At 71.1% G+C, this 20,231-nt stretch carries 17 protein-coding genes; 6 read left to right on the top strand and 11 right to left on the bottom strand.

Annotated features, from left to right (window positions below; genetic code table 11):
- Window positions 1–9: 9 nt before the first annotated feature.
- The 5 genes from IF54_RS0102670 to IF54_RS0102690 all read right to left on the bottom strand — a co-directional run bounded on the left by IF54_RS0102670 (window position 10) and on the right by IF54_RS0102690 (window position 7,237).
- Entirely contained in the window at window positions 10–606 is a 597-nt protein-coding gene (locus IF54_RS0102670) for a sigma-70 family RNA polymerase sigma factor (RefSeq protein ID WP_030314020.1), read from the bottom strand.
- 150 nt (window positions 607–756) lie between these two features.
- Window positions 757–1,398, bottom strand: coding sequence for a hypothetical protein (locus tag IF54_RS0102675; protein WP_030314022.1), 642 nt, complete (start codon window positions 1,396–1,398; stop codon window positions 757–759).
- 66 nt (window positions 1,399–1,464) lie between these two features.
- Window positions 1,465–2,175: a YcnI family protein gene (locus IF54_RS0102680; RefSeq protein ID WP_030314023.1), complete on the bottom strand. Its 711-nt coding sequence runs from the start codon at window positions 2,173–2,175 to the stop codon at window positions 1,465–1,467.
- Between the two features lie 43 nt (window positions 2,176–2,218).
- A complete protein-coding gene (locus IF54_RS0102685; protein ID WP_030314024.1) occupies window positions 2,219–2,866 on the bottom strand; it encodes a hypothetical protein in 648 nt (215 codons plus the stop codon).
- Between the two features lie 48 nt (window positions 2,867–2,914).
- Window positions 2,915–7,237 carry a molybdopterin-dependent oxidoreductase gene (locus IF54_RS0102690; protein ID WP_051735297.1) on the bottom strand — a complete coding sequence of 1,441 codons (4,323 nt, stop codon included), beginning with the start codon at window positions 7,235–7,237 and terminating at the stop codon, window positions 2,915–2,917.
- Between the two features lie 226 nt (window positions 7,238–7,463).
- On the opposite strand from IF54_RS0102690, the gene IF54_RS0102695 reads away from it, so the two are divergent.
- Window positions 7,464–7,916 (top strand): Fur family transcriptional regulator, encoded by a 453-nt coding sequence (locus IF54_RS0102695; RefSeq protein ID WP_030314027.1) that lies wholly within the window; start codon window positions 7,464–7,466, stop codon window positions 7,914–7,916.
- Window positions 7,917–7,940: 24 nt separating this feature from the next.
- Window positions 7,941–10,157, top strand: a complete 2,217-nt coding sequence (gene katG, locus IF54_RS0102700; protein WP_030314029.1) for a catalase/peroxidase HPI — start codon at window positions 7,941–7,943, stop codon at window positions 10,155–10,157.
- Window positions 10,158–10,230: 73 nt separating this feature from the next.
- On the opposite strand, the gene IF54_RS0102705 is transcribed toward katG, so the two are convergent.
- A complete protein-coding gene (locus tag IF54_RS0102705; protein WP_030314032.1) occupies window positions 10,231–11,406 on the bottom strand; it encodes a pyridoxal phosphate-dependent aminotransferase in 1,176 nt (391 codons plus the stop codon).
- A 223-nt stretch (window positions 11,407–11,629) separates the two neighbouring features.
- Between IF54_RS0102705 and IF54_RS0102710 the strand changes: the two genes are divergently transcribed.
- On the top strand, window positions 11,630–12,199 hold the full coding sequence (locus tag IF54_RS0102710; protein WP_030314034.1) for a TetR/AcrR family transcriptional regulator: 570 nt from the start codon (window positions 11,630–11,632) through the stop codon (window positions 12,197–12,199).
- Between the two features lie 75 nt (window positions 12,200–12,274).
- A complete protein-coding gene (locus IF54_RS0102715; RefSeq protein WP_030314036.1) occupies window positions 12,275–12,844 on the top strand; it encodes a TetR/AcrR family transcriptional regulator in 570 nt (189 codons plus the stop codon).
- Between the two features lie 51 nt (window positions 12,845–12,895).
- Here the strand turns inward: IF54_RS0102715 and IF54_RS0102720 are convergent, their stop codons facing one another.
- The 3 genes from IF54_RS0102720 to IF54_RS0102730 form a co-directional block, all read right to left on the bottom strand.
- The gene (locus IF54_RS0102720) at window positions 12,896–13,597 is read right to left on the bottom strand and encodes an SDR family oxidoreductase (protein ID WP_030314039.1); all 702 of its coding nucleotides are present in this window, start codon (window positions 13,595–13,597) and stop codon (window positions 12,896–12,898) included.
- Between the two features lie 177 nt (window positions 13,598–13,774).
- Window positions 13,775–15,103, bottom strand: coding sequence for a class I SAM-dependent RNA methyltransferase (locus IF54_RS0102725; RefSeq protein WP_030314041.1), 1,329 nt, complete (start codon window positions 15,101–15,103; stop codon window positions 13,775–13,777).
- 78 nt (window positions 15,104–15,181) lie between these two features.
- A complete protein-coding gene (locus IF54_RS0102730; RefSeq protein ID WP_030314044.1) occupies window positions 15,182–17,233 on the bottom strand; it encodes an APC family permease in 2,052 nt (683 codons plus the stop codon).
- Window positions 17,234–17,615: 382 nt separating this feature from the next.
- Between IF54_RS0102730 and IF54_RS0102740 the strand changes: the two genes are divergently transcribed.
- Together IF54_RS0102740 and IF54_RS0102745 are read left to right on the top strand one after the other, a co-directional pair.
- Window positions 17,616–18,287, top strand: a complete 672-nt coding sequence (locus IF54_RS0102740; RefSeq protein ID WP_020139215.1) for a potassium channel family protein — start codon at window positions 17,616–17,618, stop codon at window positions 18,285–18,287.
- Entirely contained in the window at window positions 18,287–18,961 is a 675-nt protein-coding gene (locus IF54_RS0102745; protein ID WP_020139214.1) for a potassium channel family protein, read from the top strand. Before IF54_RS0102740 ends, IF54_RS0102745 begins: the two co-directional genes overlap by 1 nt.
- Before the next feature lie 67 nt (window positions 18,962–19,028).
- Here IF54_RS0102745 and IF54_RS0102750 read toward each other — a convergent pair whose 3' ends face one another.
- Together IF54_RS0102750 and IF54_RS0102755 are read right to left on the bottom strand one after the other, a co-directional pair.
- Window positions 19,029–19,778, bottom strand: a complete 750-nt coding sequence (locus IF54_RS0102750; protein ID WP_030314050.1) for a DUF3159 domain-containing protein — start codon at window positions 19,776–19,778, stop codon at window positions 19,029–19,031.
- A 3-nt stretch (window positions 19,779–19,781) separates the two neighbouring features.
- Complete coding sequence (locus tag IF54_RS0102755) at window positions 19,782–20,180, bottom strand: OB-fold nucleic acid binding domain-containing protein (protein ID WP_037710883.1); 399 nt, start codon at window positions 20,178–20,180, stop codon at window positions 19,782–19,784.
- Window positions 20,181–20,231: the final 51 nt, after the last annotated feature.

Consider the following 20,231-nt stretch of genomic DNA (forward strand, 5'->3'; position numbering starts at 1 on the left):
CCACCGGCCTCAGACCACCAGCTCCATCAGCACCCCCCTGGCCCGCGCCACGCGAGACCGCACCGTCCCCACCGGACACCCGCTCACCACCGCGGCCTCCTCGTACGACAACCCCAGCATCTGCGTGAGCACGAACGCCTCCCGCCGCTCCTCGGACAATGCCCCCAGCAGTTCGACCAGCGCTATCCCGTCCTCGAAGCCCGGCACACCGTGAGGCTGCGCCCGCTCCACCGCCGCCTGCCAGTCGGCACCGTCGTACCGGCGGGGCCGCACCGCCGCGTGCCGGAAGCCGTCGACCACCGCGCGGCGGGCGATGGACAGCACCCACGCCCGCGCCGAGGACCGCCCCTCGAACCGGTGCAGACTGCCGAGCGCCCGCAGGAACGTGTCCTGGGCCAGGTCGTCCACGGCCTGGGGGTCGCCGCACAGGTGGGAGACATAGCGCAGCACGTCCCGGTGCAGGGCGCGCACGAAGTGGTCGACGGCGTCGGCGTCGCCCGCGCGGGCGGCGAGCGCCCAGGCGGTGGCGGAGGCGTCGGCGGCCTCGCGCCGGGCACGGAGGTCGTCGGGGGCGAGGGCAGGCGCAGGCAGGGTGGAAGTGATCACCAGGTGTCCTTCTCGGGTCAGCCGTGATCCGGAGCGCTCGGGCGCACAGGGGTGCGCGGCTCTCCGGTGAGGAAGCGGTCGTACGACGCCCCAGGGGCGGACGACCGAGGCCCGGGGCGCACAGGGGCGGCCCCGGGGCACCAGCTGTCGTCAGGCGACAGCCGTCCCCGCAGGCGGACCGCGATGGGTGATCGCGTGGACGAGAAGGACGAGCCGCGGCGCCCGTTCCGACCGGGCCCGGCGCATCCGCACGCGTGGCCGGTGCGGGGTCGTGGGCAGGGCGAGCAGCAGCCGCAGCGGGGCGACCAGCCGCCCGGCCACGGCCCGCAGGATGCGGAAGACGGCCCGTTCGCCGTACGCCAGCCAGAGGCCGGTGGCCAGTGCGGCGATCAGGTGGGCGGCGTACATGCCGAAAGGCAGCCAGTACGCGAGGGCGCCGACGCCCGACGAGGCCCCCAGCTGAGCCGTGTCCATGGAGTCCATGCCGCTCGTGTGCATGGACTCCATGTGCATCGCGCCCATGTCCGGCGCCGCTGGAGTGGGCTGTGCGAGGGAGAAAGCCGTGTGGAGGGCCGTCTGGGCACCGACGGCGACGGCGACGATCAGGGGCAGCCCGCGTTCACGGCCGGCCAGACACCAGCCCGCGCACCCGGTCACGACCAGGCCCGCGGCCAGCGTCCGGCCCGGCACATGGGCGCCGGACATGAGGACGTGGCCCAGAGCGGCGAGCAGCACGCAGACGGCCGCGAACACCGCGGCCCGTAGCGTGCGGGAACACCACCCTGCTGTCATGGCGCCTCATCCTCCCATTCGGGCACCGAGAACCACCTGTGGGTACGGAAATCCACAGGTGACTGCTCACTTGGCGGCGCGGCTCCTGACGACGGCGAAGGCCCCGGCCGCGAGGCCGAGCACTCCCACGACCAGTCCGGCGGCACCGAGACCGCGGGCCGTTGAGTCGCTCGCCGAGGCCTTCGTGGTACTTGGGGTGGCGGCCGGACTCTTCGTCGCCGTGCCGGAGTTGGTGGCCGACGTGAGCTTGAGGACCGGGGCCGGGTTCTCCGGTTCCTCGTCGCCCTTGGCGGCCTCCTCGATCCAGCGGACGACCTTGCCGTCGGAGTACGTCTGGAGAGTCTTGAAGGACAACTCGGCGGTGTCGTCGGGGAGCTGGCCGAAGGCGACGTCGAAGTCCTCGTAGTGGCCCGGCGCGATCTTCCCGCCGGTCCAGGTGATCTCGGAGACCGCGTCGGTGATCGTGCCGTCGTCGGTCTTGACCGGCGTCTTGAGCTTGGTGTCGGTGACCGTGGCGGTCCAGCCGTCGTGCGGGGAGACCAGCACGCCGAGCAGCGGGTGGTCGGTGGGCAGGAACAGCTGGACCTTCGTGGTGCTCGTGGTGTCGCTCTCGTCTGGGACGCGGAAGCTGAGGACGCCGTCGGTGGCGCCCTTGGCGTAGCTGTCGGGGTGGACGGTGACGTGCGCGGAGGCGACTCCGGCGGCGGTCAGGAGCGCGGCGGCGGCGACGGCGGTGCCGAGGCCGGCGCGGCGCAGGGCGGTGTGTGCGCGGGACATGGGTGAGGGATCTCCGTACCAGAGGAAGAGAGGAAGAGAGGTGTCAGATCGCGTACGGGATCGTCGTGGGCGGTCCGCGCCGGTGGACCGTGTGGTGGAGCAGGAGGGGGCGGGGCGTGCGGGTGCCGTGGGCGGGGGCCGGGGACGCCGGGTCCGGGGCGGCCGGCTCGCCGTAGCCCTGCCACCAGGCGGCGAGACCGGGGACCAGCGCGACGGAACGGCGCAGGAGCGACCACAGGGCGGCCTCGCCGCGCCGCAGCCACCAGGTCAGCAGGAGGGCGGCGGAGAGGTGGGCGGCTGTGGCGTGCGGGGTGACGGCGTGCGGCGGCGGGGTGGTGGTGTGGATCATCCGCATGCCGTGCACGGCCATGTGGGCCCTGACCGTGTGCGGCATGACCATGTGGGACATCCCCATGCCCTGCTGGGCCGCCGTGGGGTGGGAGCCGGCTGTGCCGAAGGCCAGGTGCAGTGCGGCCTGGGAGGTGAGGGTCGCCGCGCCGATGGCTCCGAGCGAGCGTTCCCGGCCGCCGAGCAGCCAGCCGGCCGCGAACACCGGCAGGAACCCGGCCGCCTGTGCCCACACCGGCGGTGTCATGCCGGTGGCCAGGGCGTGTCCCCCGGCGGCCAGCAGCACGCACAACGCGGCGAACACCGCCGCGCGCAGGCTGCGGACCGCAGGGGATGCCCTCATGGCGACCGATACTCCCATGGGTGGTTCACCGCCCGTCCGGCAGTCTGGTCAGTAGATGTCCCGCACATAGCGCTTGTCCGTGGCGAGTTGCTTCACGTAGGCCGCCGCGCCCGCCTCGTCGAAACCGCCGTGCAGCGCCACGATGTCCCTCAGCGCACGGTCCACGTCCTTCGCCATGCGGGAGGCGTCGCCGCACACGTAGAAGTGGGCGCCGTCCTGGAGCCAGGACCACAGCAGCGGGCCGTGCTCACGCATCCGGTCCTGGACGTAGACCTTGGCGCGCTGGTCGCGGGAGAAGGCGGTGTCCAGGCGGGTGAGGGTGCCGTCGGCGAGGAAGGCGGCCAGCTCGTCCTCGTAGTAGAAGTCGGTCGCTCGGTGCTGTTCGCCGAAGAACAGCCAGGCGGGGCCCCGTCCGCCGAGGGCGCGGCGCTGTTCCAGGAAGCCGATGAAAGGGGCGACGCCGGTGCCGGGGCCGACCATGACCATCGGTGTGGCGGGATCGGCGGGCGGGCGGAAGTGCGGGGAGCGCTGGACGTGCACCGGCACCGGGGTGCCCGCGGCGGCGTCGGCCAGGAAGGGTGAGCAGACGCCCTGGCGGGGCGTGCCGCGCAGGTTCTCGTAACGCACGACGGAGACGGTGAGCGAGACGAGGTGCGGGTCGGTGAGGGGGCTGGACGAGATGGAGTACAGCCGCGGCTGGAGGCGTCCGAGGGTCCGCGCCCAGTCCTGCGGGGCGGCCCGCACGCCGTACTCGGTGATCACGTCCACGGCCTGCCGCCCCCAGCCCCACTTGGCCAGCTCGTCCTTGTTGTCGGGGCGCAGGAGCTTCTTCAACTCCCTTGGATCACGGGCGCGTTCGGCGACGAAGCGGAGCAGGGCGGGGGTGATCCGGGTGATGTCCAGGTGTCGCAGGAAGGCCTCGCCGAGCGGGACCTCGCCCACGCCGTTCACGTCCACGGCGGCCGTCGCGTCGAGGCCGGTCACCGCGAGCCACTCCTCGACCAGGTCCGCCGAGTTGAGCGGCCGGATACCGAGCGCGTCACCGGCGTCGTACAGGAACGGGGTCTCGCTGTCCCGGGTGTCGAAGGTGAACCGCCGGACCTCCTTCCCGGCGCCGGGCAGGCTCAGGAGGCGGTTGCCGGTGAGGCGGGCGAGGACGGGGGCGGGTTTACGCGGACGCGGGGCGACGGGGGCGGGGGCGGGCACTGCGGAGGGCACCGCGGGAAGACCGCGGCCTACGAGGCCGACCGGGGCATCCGGCAGGCGGACCCCGGCGCCCGGCAGACCTACCCCGCCACTCGGCAGGCCGACCTCGGCACCCGGCACACCGACACCACCACCCGGCAGGCCGACCCCGCCACCCGTGAGCCCGGTGGCGCCGGACCCGGCCTCCAGCGCAGCGCTCCCCTCCTCCCCCGCGAGTGCCGTCAGGACCTCGTCCAGCCAGCCGTGGGCCGCGTCCTCGAAGTCCGGTTCGCAGTCCGTACGGGGGGCGAGCCGCAGTGCACCCAGTTCACCGAGGCGCTGGTCGAGCCGGCGGCCGTGTCCGCAGAAGTCGTCGTACGACGAGTCGCCGAAGGCCAGGACCGCGTACCGCCGGCCCTCCAGACGGGGAGTGCCGGGGTCGGCCAGGGTCTCCCAGAATCCGCTGCCGTTGTCGGGGGCGTCGCCGTCGCCGAAGGTGCTGGTGATCAGCAACAGGTCGGCGGAGGGCGGCAGTTGACCCAGGTCGGCCTGGTCCATGCCGACCAGGGAGGTGCTGTGCCCGACGGTGCTGAGGCGTTCGGCGGTGGCGGCCGCGAACTCCTCGGCGGTCCCCGTCTGCGAGGCCCACAGGATGACGACCTCACGGCGCAGGATCGTGCCCGAGGAGGGTGTGGCCGAGGTCTGTGTGGTGGTTGCCTGTGTGGCGGCCGCCCGGGAGTACATCCCGGCGAGTGTGCCGTTGACCCACAAGGCGTGCTCGGGGCTGAAGGGCGCGCCGGGAGGCAGCACCGGCACCCCGGGCGATCCCGCCGGGATCCCGGCGAGGAATCCGACCAGGTACTGGCGTTCCTGCGCGCTGAGAACGGGCGGCGGTGCGGGGTCGAGACCGAAGACCGACGCGGCCGTGGCCTCGACGGAAGCATCCCCAGCCGCCCCAGCCACCCCAGCCGCCCCGGCCACCCCAGCCGCCGCAGCCGCCGCAGCCGCCGCAGCCGCCTCGACAGAAGCACCCCCAGGCCCCGGAGACCGCAGAGCGACCGGCACCGCCACCTTCGTCAGCGACACCGCGCACACCTTGAACTCCGGCTGGAACGACAGTGGATCGACCGCGTCGCTGGTCACCGCGTTGACGCTGAGGTACTCCCCGAAGAGGTCGTTCCAGTGGAAGGGCGCGAAGCAGCACCCGGGCCGTACCCGGTCCGTCACGACGGCGGGCAGCACGGCCCGCCCGCGCCGGGAGGCCACCTCGACGGAGTCGCCGTCGGCCACGCCCAGCGCCGAGGCGTCCTCGGGATGCAGCTCCACGAAGGGCCCGGGGTTCAGCTTGTTCAGCTTCGCCACCCTGGACGTCTTGGTCAGCGTGTGCCACTGGTGCTGGAGCCGCCCGGTGTTCAGGACGAAGGGGTAGTCGTCGTCCGGCAGCTCGGCGGGCGGGAGGTGCGGCCGGGCGAAGAAGACGCCCCGCCCGCTCGGGGTCGGGAAGCGGAGGGTGCCGTCCTCGTCGACGTACCGGATCGGGTTCCGGTCGGGCCCGTCCGCGCTCGCCGAGGGCCACTGCACCGGCGTCTCGCGCAGCCGGTCGTAGGAGACCCCGCGCAGGTCCCAGCCGGTCTTCGGGTTCCAGGCCCGCTTGATCTCCTCGAAGACCTGCTCGGCGCTGTCGTAGGAGAAGCCCTTCTCGTAGCCCATCTCGCGGGCGACGGCGGCGATGATCCGCCAGTCCGCCATGGCCTCGCCGGGCGGGTCCACGACGGCCGGGGTCAGGGTGAGGTTGCGCTCGCTGTTGACGAAGACGCCGTCGCCCTCGGTCCACATCGCGCCGGGCAGGACGACGTCGGCGTACGCGTTGGTCTCGGTATCGGCGAAGACGTCCTGGGTGACGACGAACTCGGCGGCCTCCAGGCCCTCGATGACGGTGCGGCGGCCCGCGACGGAGGCGACCGGGTTGGTGCAGATGATCCAGCAGGCCTTGATCTCGCCGTCGGCCATCTTCCGGAACATCTCGACGGTGCCCTTGCCGACGCCGTCGGCGCGCAGGGTGTCCGGGGGCAGCTCCCAGAGGTCCTCGACGAAGGCCCGCTCCTCGTCGACGAGGACGGACCGCTGGCCGGGCAGGCCGGGGCCCATGTAGCCCATCTCGCGGCCGCCCATGGCGTTGGGCTGACCGGTGAGGGAGAACGGGCCGCTGCCGGGGCGGCAGATCGCGCCGGTCGCCAGGTGGAGGTTGACCAGGGCGTTGGTGTTCCAGGTGCCGTGCGTGGACTGGTTGAGGCCCATGGTCCACAGGCTCATCCACTCACCGGCCGCGCCGATGAGCCGAGCGGCCTCCCGGATGTCCTCCTCGGCGAGGCCGGTCGTCTCGGCCACCGCGGCGGGCGGGTGGTCGGCGAGGAACTCCGGCATCGCCTCCCAGCCTTCGGTGTGGGCGGCGATGAAGTCGGGGTCGGTGTCGCCGTTCGCGTGCAGGAGGTGCAGCAGGCCGTTGAGGAGGGCGAGGTCGGTGCCCGGCCTGATCTGGAGGAACAGGTCGGCCTTGGCCGCGGTGGCGGTGCGCCGCGGGTCGACGACGATCACCTTGGCGCCCGAGGCCTTGACCCGCTCCATCATGCGCAGGAAGAGGATGGGGTGGCAGTCGGCCGTGTTGGAGCCGATGACGAGGAAGAGGTCGGCTTTGTCGAAATCCTGGTACGAGCCGGGCGGCCCGTCCGCGCCGAGGGAGAGCTTGTAGCCGGTGCCGGCGCTGGCCATGCACAGCCGCGAATTCGACTCGATCTGGTTGGTGCGCAGGAACCCCTTGGCCAGCTTGTTGGCCAGGTACTGCGCCTCCAGGCTCAGCTGCCCGGACACGTAGAGGGCGACGGCGTCGGGGCCGTGCTCGTCGACGATCTCCCGCAGCCGCCGGGCCGTCTCGGTGATCGCCGTGCCGACGGCCTCGGCCACCGGCTCCTCGCCGCGCTCGGGCCGTACCAGGGCCGTGGTCAGCCGGCCGGGCGCGGCGAGCATGTCGGCGGTCGTGGCGCCCTTGGTGCAGAGCTTGCCGAAGTTGGCGGGGTGCTCCTTGTCGCCGGAGGCCTTCAGGACCGTACGGCGGCCGTCCGGGCCCCGCCCGATGTCGAGCACCAGGCCGCAGCCGACGCCGCAGTACGAGCAGACCGTCCGCGCCACGGGCACGCCTCCTGAGCTCGACGACTAGATCTCCGTCGACCGTACGAAACGGCCATTACGCAGATGTCTCCCGAGCCGTTCACCAGGAGTTACACCGCCCGCACAGCTGACGGGGAACCCTTGTGAGCGTCTACGGGCGCCGCTGAGGCGGTGATCCGACGCGACACAGATCTGGAACGGTTCCATTTCTTGAACCATTCAGGTTTATGAGGGTAGGTTGGTCCCCATGACCGCCCCCCAGCCTCCGAACACCGCCGATGAGCTGCGCGGTGCCGGCCTGCGGGTGACGGCTGCGCGCGTCGCACTGCTCGAGACCGTTCGGGCCGGTGACCACCTCCCCGTCGACGCGATCGCCACGGCAGTGCGCGACCGTCTCGGCCACATATCGCTCCAGGCCGTCTACGAGGCCCTGCACTCGCTCACCGCAGCGGGTCTCGTGCGCCGCATCGAGCCGCCGGGCAGCCCGGCCCGGTTCGAGGGGCGGGTCGGGGACAACCACCACCACCTGGTCTGCCGGTCGTGCGGGGCCGTGGTCGACGTCGACTGTGCCGTCGGTCACGCGCCCTGTCTGACAGCCTCCGACGACCGCGGCTTCTCGATCGACGAGGCCGAGGTCATCTACTGGGGCCTGTGCCCCGCCTGTTCCCCCCGAGCCGTTACTTCAGCTTCAGCTCTGTGATCCACCCCGTTCGGAAGGACCTCCATGTCTGAGAACCACGACGCAATCGTCACCGACTCCAAGCCCGAGGGCACCGGCGGCTGCCCGGTCGCGCACGGGCGCGCCGCGCACCCCACCCAGGGCGGCGGCAACCGCCAGTGGTGGCCGGAGCGACTGAACCTGAAGATCCTCGCCAAGGACCCGGTCGTCGCGAACCCGCTCGGCGCGGACTTCGACTACGCCCAGGCCTTCCAGGCCCTCGACCTGGACGCCGTGAAGCGGGACATCGCCGAGGTGCTCACCGCCTCGCAGGACTGGTGGCCCGCCGACTTCGGCAACTACGGCCCGCTGATGATCCGCATGGCCTGGCACAGCGCCGGCACCTACCGCATCAGCGACGGCCGCGGCGGTGGCGGTCGTGGCCAGCAGCGCTTCGCGCCGCTGAACAGCTGGCCGGACAACGGCAACCTGGACAAGGCCCGCCGTCTGCTGTGGCCGGTGAAGAAGAAGTACGGCCAGTCCATCTCCTGGGCCGACCTCATGATCCTCACCGGTAACGTCGCCCTGGAGTCCATGGGCTTCGAGACCTTCGGCTTCGGCGGCGGCCGCGCCGACGTCTGGGAGGCCGACGAGGACGTTTACTGGGGTCCCGAGACCACCTGGCTGGACGACCAGCGCTACACCGGCGACCGCGAGCTGGAGAACCCGCTCGGCGCCGTACAGATGGGCCTCATCTACGTCAACCCCGAGGGCCCCAACGGCAACCCGGACCCGCTGGCCGCGGCCCGCGACATCCGTGAGACCTTCCGCCGCATGGCGATGAACGACGAGGAGACCGTCGCTCTCATCGCCGGTGGTCACACCTTCGGCAAGACCCACGGTGCCGGCCCCGCCGACCACGTCGGCAACGACCCCGAGGCCGCCGACCTGGCTGACCAGGGCCTGGGCTGGAAGTCCACCTACGGCACCGGCAAGGGCGGCGACGCCATCACCTCCGGTCTCGAGGTCACCTGGACCACCAAGCCGACCCAGTGGAGCAACGACTTCTTCGACATCCTCTTCGGCTACGAGTGGGAGCTCACCGAGTCCCCCGCCGGCGCCAAGCAGTGGGTGGCCAAGGACTCCGAGGAGATCATCCCGGACGCCCACGACGCCTCGAAGAAGCGTCGGCCCACGATGCTCACCACGGACCTCTCGCTGCGCTTCGACCCGATCTACGGCGAGATCTCCAAGCGCTTCCACGAGAACCCGGACCAGTTCGCGGACGCCTTCGCCCGCGCCTGGTACAAGCTGACCCACCGTGACCTGGGCCCGAAGTCCCTGTACCTCGGCCCGGAGGTCCCGTCGGAGACCCTGCTGTGGCAGGACCCGCTGCCGCAGGCCGAGGGCGAGGTCATCGACGCCGCCGACATCGCGGCCCTGAAGGCCAAGGTCCTGGAGACCGGCCTCACGGTCTCGCAGCTCGTGTCGACCGCGTGGGCCTCGGCGTCCACCTTCCGCGGCAGCGACAAGCGCGGCGGTGCCAACGGCGCCCGCATCCGTCTGGAGCCGCAGCGCGGCTGGGAGGTCAACGACCCCGAGCAGCTCGCCCAGGTCCTGCGGGTCCTGGAGGGCGTCCAGGCCGAGTTCAACTCCGGTGCGAAGAAGGTCTCCCTGGCCGACCTGATCGTCCTCGCGGGTGCCGCGGCGGTCGAGAAGGCCGCCAAGGACGCCGGCGTCGCGGTGGAGGTCCCCTTCACCCCGGGCCGCGTGGACGCGACCGAGGAGCACACCGACGTCGAGTCCTTCGCCGCCCTCGAGCCGGTCGCGGACGGCTTCCGCAACTACCTCGGCAAGGGCAACCGCCTGCCGGCCGAGTACCTGCTGCTCGACCGCGCCAACCTGCTCACCCTGAGCGCCCCCGAGATGACCGTCCTCGTCGGCGGTCTGCGCGTCCTCGGCGCGAACCAGGGCGGCACCGCCCACGGCGTCTTCACCGACCGCCCGGGCGTCCTGAGCAACGACTTCTTCGTCAACCTGCTCGACCTGGGCACGACGTGGAAGTCCACCTCGGAGGACCAGACGGCGTTCGAGGGCCGGGACGCGGAGACCGGCAAGCTGAAGTGGACCGGCACCCGTGCCGACCTGGTCTTCGGCTCCAACTCCGAGCTGCGCGCCCTCGCCGAGGTCTACGCGAGCGACGACGCCAAGGAGAAGTTCGTGAAGGACTTCGTCGACGCGTGGGTCAAGGTCTCGAACCTGGACCGCTTCGACCTGGTCTGAGCGTCCATGTGAAGCAGGGGCCGGTCCTCGTGGACCGGCCCCTGTGCCATGCCTGGACGAGCGTGCGCCTTGTCTAGGCGAGCGTGGCGACGAACTTCCCGAGCCGCGCGATGCCCTCGCGCAACTCCTCCGCCGAGGCCGCGTAGGACAGCCGTACGTGCGTGTCCGCGGTGCCCACCCCGAAGTCCCGCCCCGGGGTGAGCGCGACGTGGGCCTCCTCCAGCGCCCGTCCGCAGAACTCCCACGAGGTGAGCCCGGTGCCGCTGACGTCGAAGTAGACGTAGAACGCCCCGTCGGGCGGCACCGGCACCGGCAGCCCGATCTGCGCGAGCCCGTCCAGCACCAGCGTCCGGCGCCGCCCGAACTCGGCCCGCCGCTCCTCGCACACGGCGAGCGACTCGGGCGTGAAGCACGCGAGCGCGGCATGCTGGGCGGGGGTGGAGGCGCAGATCATGTAGTTCTGGGCCAGCCGCTCCAGGGCCGGCACCAGCGCCTCGGGCACCACGCACCAGCCCAGCCGCCAGCCGGTCATCCCGAAGTACTTCGAGAAGCTGTTGATCACGACCGCTTCCTGGTCGTACGACAGCACACTGCGCGGCGGACGCCCGTGCTCGTCGTGGTCACCGAGGTCGAGGTAGATCTCGTCGACGATCCGCCACGCGTCCCGCTCCCGGGCGAACGCGCAGATCGCGGCCAGCTCGTCGGCAGGTACGGAGGTGCCGGTCGGGTTGGACGGGCTGGCGACCATGATCCCGCGGGTGCGGTCGGTCCAGAACGACCGGACGGTGGCCGTGTCCAGCTGGTACCGCGACTCCGCGCTGGTGGGTACGAGGCCGACCCGTGCCCCGAAGCTCTCGGCGATCTGCCGGTTGCAGGGGTAGGAGGGGTCGGCGATGAGCACCTCGTCCCCGGGATCGACGAGCGCGGCGGCACCGAGCACCAGCGCGGCCGACGCCCCGGCGGTCACGACGACCCGGGCCGGATCGACGTCGACGCCGTGCCGCTCGCCGTAGAACCGCGCGATGGCCAGCCGCAGTTCGGGCAGCCCGAGCGCCCCGGTGTAGCTCATGGGCCGGCGGCCCACGACGTCCCGCATCGCCTCGACCACGGCCGGCGGCGCCCCGAAGTCCGGCTCCCCCAGGCTGAGTTTGACGACGTGCCGCCCCGCGGCCTCCAGCACCGCGGCATGCTTGCCGAACTCCATGGCGTAGAACGGCGCGACGGACCGAGCCCGCTGCGAGATCCTCATACGGTCGGCCTCCTGGGTTCATCGAAGCACGTCGAACTATACGAGGCCGAGCAAAGGACCAGGTCAGACCTGTCTCGGCCGGACAGGCCAGGCGTGGGGGTCAGGCCGCCGCATGCAGCAGGCCGGCCAGTACGTCAGGTCGGTGGACAACCTGGCGACGGCCGCCACGGAAGCCGTAAACCGATCGGTTTCTAGCGGCTCGAATTCGAGCTAATCTCGCCTCATGACCACCGAGACGACGCCCGGCTCCCGAGAGCGCCTGCTGGAGGCGGCGGCCGCGCTGACCTACCGCGAGGGCGTCAACGTCGGCGTCGACGCCCTGTGCAGGGCGGCGGGAGTATCCAAGCGCTCCATGTACAAGCTGTTCGAGAGCAAGGGCGAACTGCTGGCGGCGAGCCTGGAGGAAGGCACCTCCGCCCAGGTGACGGCACTCCTTCCCGAGGCGGACGACACCCGCCCACCCCGCGCACGGATCCTGCACGTCTTCGAACGGACGGAGGCGCAGGTGAGCGACCCCGGCTTCCAGGGCTGCCGCTACCTCGCCGTGCAGATCGAGCTCAAGGACCCGAACCACCCCGCGAGCCGGGCGGCCCACCGGATCAAGGAGACCCTGAAGGCCTTCTTCCGCACCGAGGCCGAACGGGGCGGAGCCAACGACCCGGACCTGCTGGCCCGGCAACTGATGCTGGTCTTCGACGGCGCCGGCGCCCGCGCGGGCATCAAGGCCGACACACACGGCGGGCTCGTCATCCCCACGGTGACGACCCTGCTCGACGCGGCGAACATGCCCTGACGCGCCAGGAGGGCTGGGGAGCCGCGCCGGAAACCGATCGGTCTGCGCTCCGTCCCCTCCGGGTAACCTCGCCGTATGACCACCGAAGTGAAACAGAGCCCCAGGGAGCGGCTGCTGGAGGCGGCGGCGACGCTCACCTACCAGAACGGCGTCAGCATCGGCGTCGAGGCGCTGTGCAAGGCGGCCGGTGTGTCGAAGCGCTCCATGTACCAGCTGTTCGGGAGCAAGGACGAACTCCTGGCAGTGAGCCTGAAGGAGCGAGCCTCCGCCTACGTGGCCACCTACCTGCCCGCGGCGGACGACGGCCGCTCACCGCGCGAGCGCATCCTGCATGTCTTCGCGCAGGTGGAAACGCAGGCAGCGACGCCCGACTTCCACGGCTGCCCGTTCCTGGCCGTGCAGGTCGAACTCAAGAACCAGGGCCACCCGGCGAGCCAGGTGGCCCACCAGGTCAAGGCGAACCTGACGACCTTCTTCCGCGCCGAGGCCGAACAGGGCGGCGCGAGCGATCCCGATCTGCTCGCCCGGCAGCTCAGCCTGGTCTTCGACGGCGCGAGCGCCCGCGCGGGCATCCAGGCGGACACCCTGCCGGGGCTCGTCGCCCCCACCGTGACCACGCTGCTCGACGCGGCGGGCGTGCACTGAAACATCCGGTCCATCAGCCGTTCCGACGGGCCGGCGGGATACGCCCCGCCCTTACTTGCCGAGCTGCTCGTACAGCCCCGCCAGGTCGCCCGCCAGCCCCGCCTTGACCTGACGCGAGATGTCGTCGGCGAGAACCTCGTACGCCCCGGCCTCGACACCGTCGAGGGCGAGCGCTGCCACGTCACGGGGGTCCGACTTGGGGGCGTCGACGCCGGACGCGAGGTCGGTGTCGACGTAACCGACGTGCAGACCGGTGACGGCGATGCCGCGCGGCTGGAGCTCCAGGCGCAGGGAGTTGGTCTGCGACCAGAGCGCGGCCTTCGAGGCGCTGTAGGAGCCGCCGAGTGCGATCCAGGAGAGCACGGAGTGCACGTTGAGCAGGTGACCGCCGCCGTTGCGCTCGATGACCGGCACGAAGGCCCGGGTAAGCAGGAGCGGGCCGTAGAAGTTGGTCTCGAACTCCCGGCGTACGTCGTCGACCGGGGAGTCGAGGAAGGACGCGCCGACGACAGCACCGGCGTTGTTGATGAGCACGGTGACGTCACCGGCCTGCGCGGCGGCCGCGGCCACCGAGGCCGGGTCGGTGACCTCCAGCGCCACCGGGACCGCGTCCGGGTGCGTGACGGTACGCGGGTCGCGGGCCGTGGCGTAGACCTTGCCGGCCCCGCGCGCGTACAGCTCCTCCACCAGCGCCTTGCCGATACCGCGGCTGCCGCCGGTGACGAAGACGTTGGCGCCCTTGAGAGCGGTCATGACTAAAACCTCCACAGACAGGAAACCGATCGGTTTCCCGTAGCGTAAACCGATCGGTTTCCTCAGGCAAGCCCACCCGGCATGGACCCACCCCCACCGGCGGAGACTCAGCCACCGCAAACGAAAAGGACGCGCCCGTTGGTAACGGACGCGCCCTAGGCACTGATCTACGACAGCTCAGGAACCCTTCGCCACCGGCTCCAGAACCGCCACGCACTCCACATGATGAGTCATCGGAAACAGATCGAACACCCGAAGCGTCCGCACCCGGTACCCGCCGTCACGGAAGTAGGCCAGGTCCCGCGCCAGCGCGGCCGGGTCGCACGCGACGTACGCGATGCGGCGGGCGCCCAGCGACGACAGGTGCTCGACCGTCTTGCGGCCCGCCCCCGCCCGCGGCGGGTCCAGGACGATCAGGTCGACCTCGGTGATACCCGTCCGCGGCAGGACGCTCTCGACCTTGCCCTGCTCGATGCGGACCCGGTCGAAGTCGGCGAGGTTGTGGCGGGCGTCCTCGACCGCGCGCTTGCCCGACTCGATGCCGAGCACCGCGCCCTGGTCGCCGAGCCGGTCGGCCAGCGCTCCCGCGAACAGGCCGACACCGCAGTACAGGTCGAGCGCCATCTCGCCCTTGCGCGGCAGCAGGCCCTGCATGACGGCCTTCACCAGGGTGTCGGCGGCCTGCGGGTGGACCTGCCAGAAGCCGCCGCTGCCCACCCGGTGGGTACGGCCGTCGGCACGCTCACGCACGAACGCACGGCCGTGGACGCGGTGGATGCCGCCGTCCTTCTCCTCGACCCGCATGACGGAGACCGGCTTGTCGAGCTCCACGAGGGGCAGCCGGGCGCCCGGCCGGGGCTCCAGGATGACCATGCGGTCCTGCGAACCCGTCGCCGCGATGGCCTCCACCGACGCCATGCCCGACCAGTCCCGCTCCTCGATGCCCAGCTCGCTCACGCCCGGCGCGGCGATCATGCAGTGCTCGATCGGCTCGACCTCGTGCGAACGGTGGCGGCGCAGGCCCGCGTTGCCGTCGGCGTCCACCGCGTACTGCACGCGGGTGCGCCACGCCGGTACCTCGCCCGCCGGCAGCTTGTCGCCCTCGGCCGGCATCACGGTGCCGTCCCAGCCGGCCTCCTCGGGGGTGAGGCCCGCGAGCCGCTTCAGCTGCTCGGCGACCACCTCGCCCTTGAGGCGCCGCTGCGCCCCCGGCTTGGCGTGCTGCCAGTCGCAGCCGCCGCAGCGGCCGGGACCGGCGTAGGGACAGGGTGCCTCGATGCGGTCCTTGGACGCCTCCAGCACCGTCACGGCGTCGGCGCGCAGGAACCGCGCGCCCTCCTCGCCCTCGGTGACCCGGGCGACCACCCGCTCACCGGGCAGGGTGTGCCGCACGAACAGCACCTGGCCGTCGGTCGTACGGGCGATGCAGTGCCCGCCGTGGGCGACCGGGCCGACCTCGACCTCGAACTCCGTCCCCACCAGCGATTTCTTCGGTTCTGCCTGCATGGCGGGGTGACTCCAAAAAGGTGAGGGACACGCGTCCGCAAAGACAGGCGACTCGCGTGGGGACAACAGCCGTCCAGTCTACTTCGGCTCCGACGGCTCCTTCGCCCGGTCCACGGCGGCGGGCCCGCGCCGCACCGCGCCCGGCGCGTTCCACTCCTGGCGCCGCTTCGCCCGGATCTTGGCCGCCTCCGAGGACTGCAACTGGTACGGCACCGAGGTCACCATGACCCCCGGCGTGAACAGGAGCCGCCCCTTCAGCCTGAGCGCGCTCTGGTTGTGCAGCAGATGCTCGTACCAGTGCCCGACCACGTACTCGGGGATGATCACCGACACCGCGTCCCGCGGCGACTCCTTACGGAGCCCCTTCACGTAGTCGATGATCGGCCGGGTGATCTCGCGGTACGGCGAGTCCAGCACCTTCAGGGGTACGTCAATCGCGCGCCGTTCCCACTCGGCGCGCAGCGCCTTGGTCTCCGCCGGGTCCACGTTGACGCAGAGGGCCTCCAGGGAGTCCGAGCGCATCAGCTTGGCGTAGGCGAGCGCACGCAGCGCCGGGCGGTGGATCTTGGAGATCAGCACGACGGAGTGGACGCGGGAGGGCCGCAGGCTGTCGTCGCTCGGGCCCTCGGGCGCGGCGATCTCCTCGGCGACGCGGTCGTAGTGCTTACGGATCGCCGTCATCGTGGCGTAGAAGATGCACATGCCGAGCAGGGCCACCCAGGCACCGTGGGTGAACTTGGTGACCAGGACGACGACCAGGACGAGCCCGGTGAAGAAGGCGCCGAAGGCGTTGATCGCGCGGGAGCGGATCATGTGGGTGCGCTTGGCGGGGTCCTTCTCCACGGCCAGGTGGCGGTTCCAGTGCCGGACCATGCCGGTCTGGCTGAGCGTGAAGGACACGAACACGCCGACGATGTAGAGCTGGATGAGGCGGGTCGAGTCGGCGCCGTAGATCCACACCAGCATTGCGGCCGCGCCGGCCAGCAGCACGATGCCGTTGGAGAAGGCGAGGCGATCGCCACGGGTGTGCAGCTGACGCGGGAGGTAGCGGTCCTGCGCGAGGATCGAGCCGAGCAGCGGGAAGCCGTTGTAGGCCGTGTTGGCGGCCAGGAACAGCACCAGCGCGGTGGCCGCGGCCAGCACGACGAACAGGAAGCTGCCCTTGCCGAAGACGGCCTCGGCGACCTGGGAGATCACCGGGTTCTGGACGTAGTCGGAGCCGAGGGGGACGCCGTTGTGGACCAGGTCGACGGCCGGGTTCTCGGCCATGCGGACATTGGTGCTCATGGCCAGCGCGATGATCCCGCAGAACATGGTGACGGCCAGCAGGCCCATCGCCGCGAGTGTGGTCGCAGCGTTCTTCGACTTGGGCTTGCGGAAGGCCGGCACGCCGTTGGAGATCGCCTCGACGCCGGTGAGCGCGGCACAGCCGGAGGAGAAGGCGCGCAGCATCAGGAAGACGAGGGCGAAGCCGGCCAGGCCCTGGTGCTCGGCCTTGATGTGGTAGTCCGCCGTGGGTGCCCGCATGGCGTCACCGAGGACCAGACCGCGGAACGCGCCCCAGGCGATCATGATGAAGACGCCCGCGACGAAGACGTAGGTCGGGATCGCGAAGAGCGAGCCGGACTCCTTGACCCCGCGCAGGTTCATCAGCGTCAGCAGCACGATCACGGCGATCGCACACAGCACCTTGTGCTCGACCACGAAGGGCACCGCGGAGCCGAGGTTCTCGATGCCGGAGGCGATGGAGACGGCGACGGTGAGGACGTAGTCGACGAGCAGGGCGCTGGCGACGGTCAGGCCGGCCTTGGGGCCGAGGTTGGTGGTGGCCACCTCGTAGTCGCCGCCGCCGCTCGGATAGGCGTGCACGTTCTGCCGGTAGGAGGCGACCACGGTGAACATCAGCACGACGACCGCGACGGCGATCCACGGGCTGTAGTGGTACGCCGACACACCCGCGATGGACAGGACCAGCAGCACCTCGCCGGGCGCGTACGCCACGGAGGACAGCGGGTCGGAGGCGAACACGGGAAGGGCGATGCGCTTCGGCAGGAGCGTTTCCCCGAGCCGATCACTGCGCAGTGCGCGCCCGATCAGGATCCGTTTGGGCACGTCGGTCAGTTTGGACACAACAGAGAAGCGTAAGCGTTCGAACGTGCGCTCAACCACCCGGCACCCCGCATCTGCTCTCCGGGTGAAAACCGGACGCTCCCCGGCTACGGATTCCACGGCCGCACGGATCCGCATGCCTATATGACAAGACCCCCGTCCGACCCCGCCCCCGGAGGCCTCATGTACACGACCGCCGAGCTCATCGGTGCCGCCGCCGCCCTCGTCGGCCTCGGAATCCTGACCCTCGCGAGCGTCCGCAGCATCAGCCGCCGCTGACAGCACGAAGTTGGGGGCAACCGTGCACAGGGGTGCCCTCGTCCTACCGCGCGTGTGTAGCTTGGGCCTCTGTCTGAGACCCTGATGTGGCTGAGCAGTAGTTATTGACACCGGAAGGACGGTCGTGCACATCGTCATCATGGGCTGCGGGAGAGTGGGTTCCGCTCTCGCCCAGACCCTGGAGCAACAGGGGCACACGGTCGCCGTGATCGACCAGGACCCCACCGCCTTCCGACGACTGGGCTCCGGTTTCGGCGGCCGTCGTGTGACCGGAGTCGGCTTCGACCAGGACACCCTGCGCGAGGCGGGCATCGAGGAGGCCGGCGCCTTCGCCGCGGTCTCCAGCGGCGACAACTCCAACATCATCGCCGCGCGGGTCGCCCGCGAGATGTTCGGCATCGAGAACGTCGCGGCCCGTATCTACGACCCCCGGCGTGCCGAGGTCTACCAGCGTCTGGGCATCCCGACGGTGGCCACGGTCCGCTGGACGGCGGACCAGATGCTGCGCCGGCTGCTGCCGTCCGGCGCGGAGCCGCTGTGGCGCGATCCCACGGGTGGCGTCCAACTGGCCGAGGTGCACGCCTCGTCCGCCTGGGTCGGCCACAAGATCAGCAGGTTGCAGGAGGAGACGGGCGTCCGGGTGGCGTTCCTGACCCGCCTCGGGGAGGCGATCCTGCCCACCTCGCAGACCGTGCTCCAGGAGGGTGACCTGGTCCACGTGATGATGCGTACGGACGACATCGAGAAGGTCGAGGCGTCCTTCGCCGAGGGCCCCGAAGAGGAGGGCGGTCACTGATGAGGGTCGCCATTGCCGGTGCCGGCGCGGTCGGCCGCTCGATCGCGGGCGAGCTGCTGGAGAACGGCCACGAGGTCCTTCTCGTCGACAAGGCGCCGACCGCCATCTCGGTCGAGCGCGTCCCGCAGGCGGAGTGGCTGCTCGCCGACGCCTGCGAGATCACCTCCCTGGACGAGGCCGCGCTCCAGCGCTGCAACGTCGTGATCGCCGCGACCGGCGACGACAAGGTCAACCTGGTCGTCTCCCTGCTGGCGAAGACGGAGTACGGCGTCCCGCGGGTCGTCGCCCGGGTGAACAACCCGAAGAACGAGTGGCTGTTCAACGAGTCCTGGGGCGTGGACGTCGCGGTGTCCACCCCGCGCCTGATGTCGGCGCTGGTCGAGGAGGCGGTGAGCGTCGGCGACCTGGTCCGCCTGCTCCGCTTCAGCCACGGCGACGCGAACCTCGTCGAGCTGACCCTCCCGGAGGAGTCGGCGCTGGCCGGCACCACGGTCGGCGACGTGGAGTGGCCCGAGGACACCTCCCTGGTGACCATCATCCGAGGCACCCGCGTCCTCACCCCCTCCCAGGACGACTCCCTGGAGGCGGGCGACGAACTCCTGTTCGTGGCGGCCCAGGCCCGCGAGGAGCAGCTGGAGGACCTGCTGTCGGTCCGCAAGGAAGAAGCGTCTTAGCGGTTACGACGACGGAGGGCGCCCTGCGTGATGCAGGGCGCCCTCCGTCGTGTCGTCGTGGAGCGGTCTAGGCTTCCCGCCGGTGCCGCCCGCCCGCGGTCTCCTCGCGCTCCGCGCGCTGGCGCTCCTCCTCGGCCTTCTCCTCGGCCTCCATCTCCGCGAACACGTCGATCGGAGCGGGCGCCTTCGCGAGGAAGACCCAGGTCAGCCATACGGCCAGCAGGAAGGGCGGGATCTTCAGGGCGACCAGGACCCAGCCGAGCTGGGCGGTGTCGGCCCACCAGTACAGCGGGAAGAGGATCGCGCACTTGGCGAGCAGGATGCCGCCCCAGGCGTAACTGGCCTTGGCGTAGGCCTTCTTGCGGCCAGGGTTGCGGGTCCGCCAGGAGAGGTTCTCCTTGAACACCGGGCCGAGGATGAGCCCCATCAGCGGCACACCGGCGAGGGTGCTGATGACGTACGCCAGGCCCAGGCCCAGGGTGTACAGCATGCCGGGCAGGTAGAAGTTCTTGGCGTTGCCGGTCATCATCGCGAAGACGACACCGAAGGCGACGCCGAAGACCCCGCTGAAGGCGTGCTTGACGGTGTCGCGCATGACCAGGCGCACCACGACCAGCAGCAGGGACACCGCGAGCGCGGCGATCGCCGACAGGTGCAGGTCCTTGTTGATCGTGAAGATCGTGACGAAGAGCAGCCCTGGCAGGACCGTCTCGACCATGCCCCGGACGCCGCCGAACGCTTCGAACAGGGCCGCCTCGGTCACCGCCCGCGCGTCGTCGGCCTCAGTGTCTTCGGTCGGCTTGTCGAGAGACGTCACCGGCTACTCCCGTCCCACGGGTCGGAGTTCGTATTTCGGATTGAACAGCACCCGGCGGCCCCGGCTCATCGAGATCCGGCCCGACGCGATCAGCTTGCGACCCGGCTCTATGCCCACGATGGAGCGCCTGCCGAGCCACACCACGTCCAGGGCGGCGGAGCCGTCGAACAGCTCGGCCTCCAGGGCGGGGACGCCCGCGCGCGGTCGCAGGGTGACCGTGCGCAAGGTACCAGTAACGGTCACGATCTGGCGGTCGTGGCAGTCGCCGATCCGGGTGCAGCCGGCGGTCTCGGTGTCTTCGCGCAGCTCCTCGGACTCCAGGTCCTCCTGCGAGGAGGAGAGCCGGTCGAGCATGCGCCGGAACCGGCCCACCGGCTTCTCGGAACGCGGAACAGCACTCATATCCAAAAGCGTACCGGGGCCCGCCGACAGCGTTGTACCCACGGCACTGGC

It is taken from the genome of Streptomyces sp. NRRL B-3229, assembly GCF_000719505.1.
GTDB lineage: Bacteria > Actinomycetota > Actinomycetes > Streptomycetales > Streptomycetaceae > Streptomyces > Streptomyces griseorubiginosus.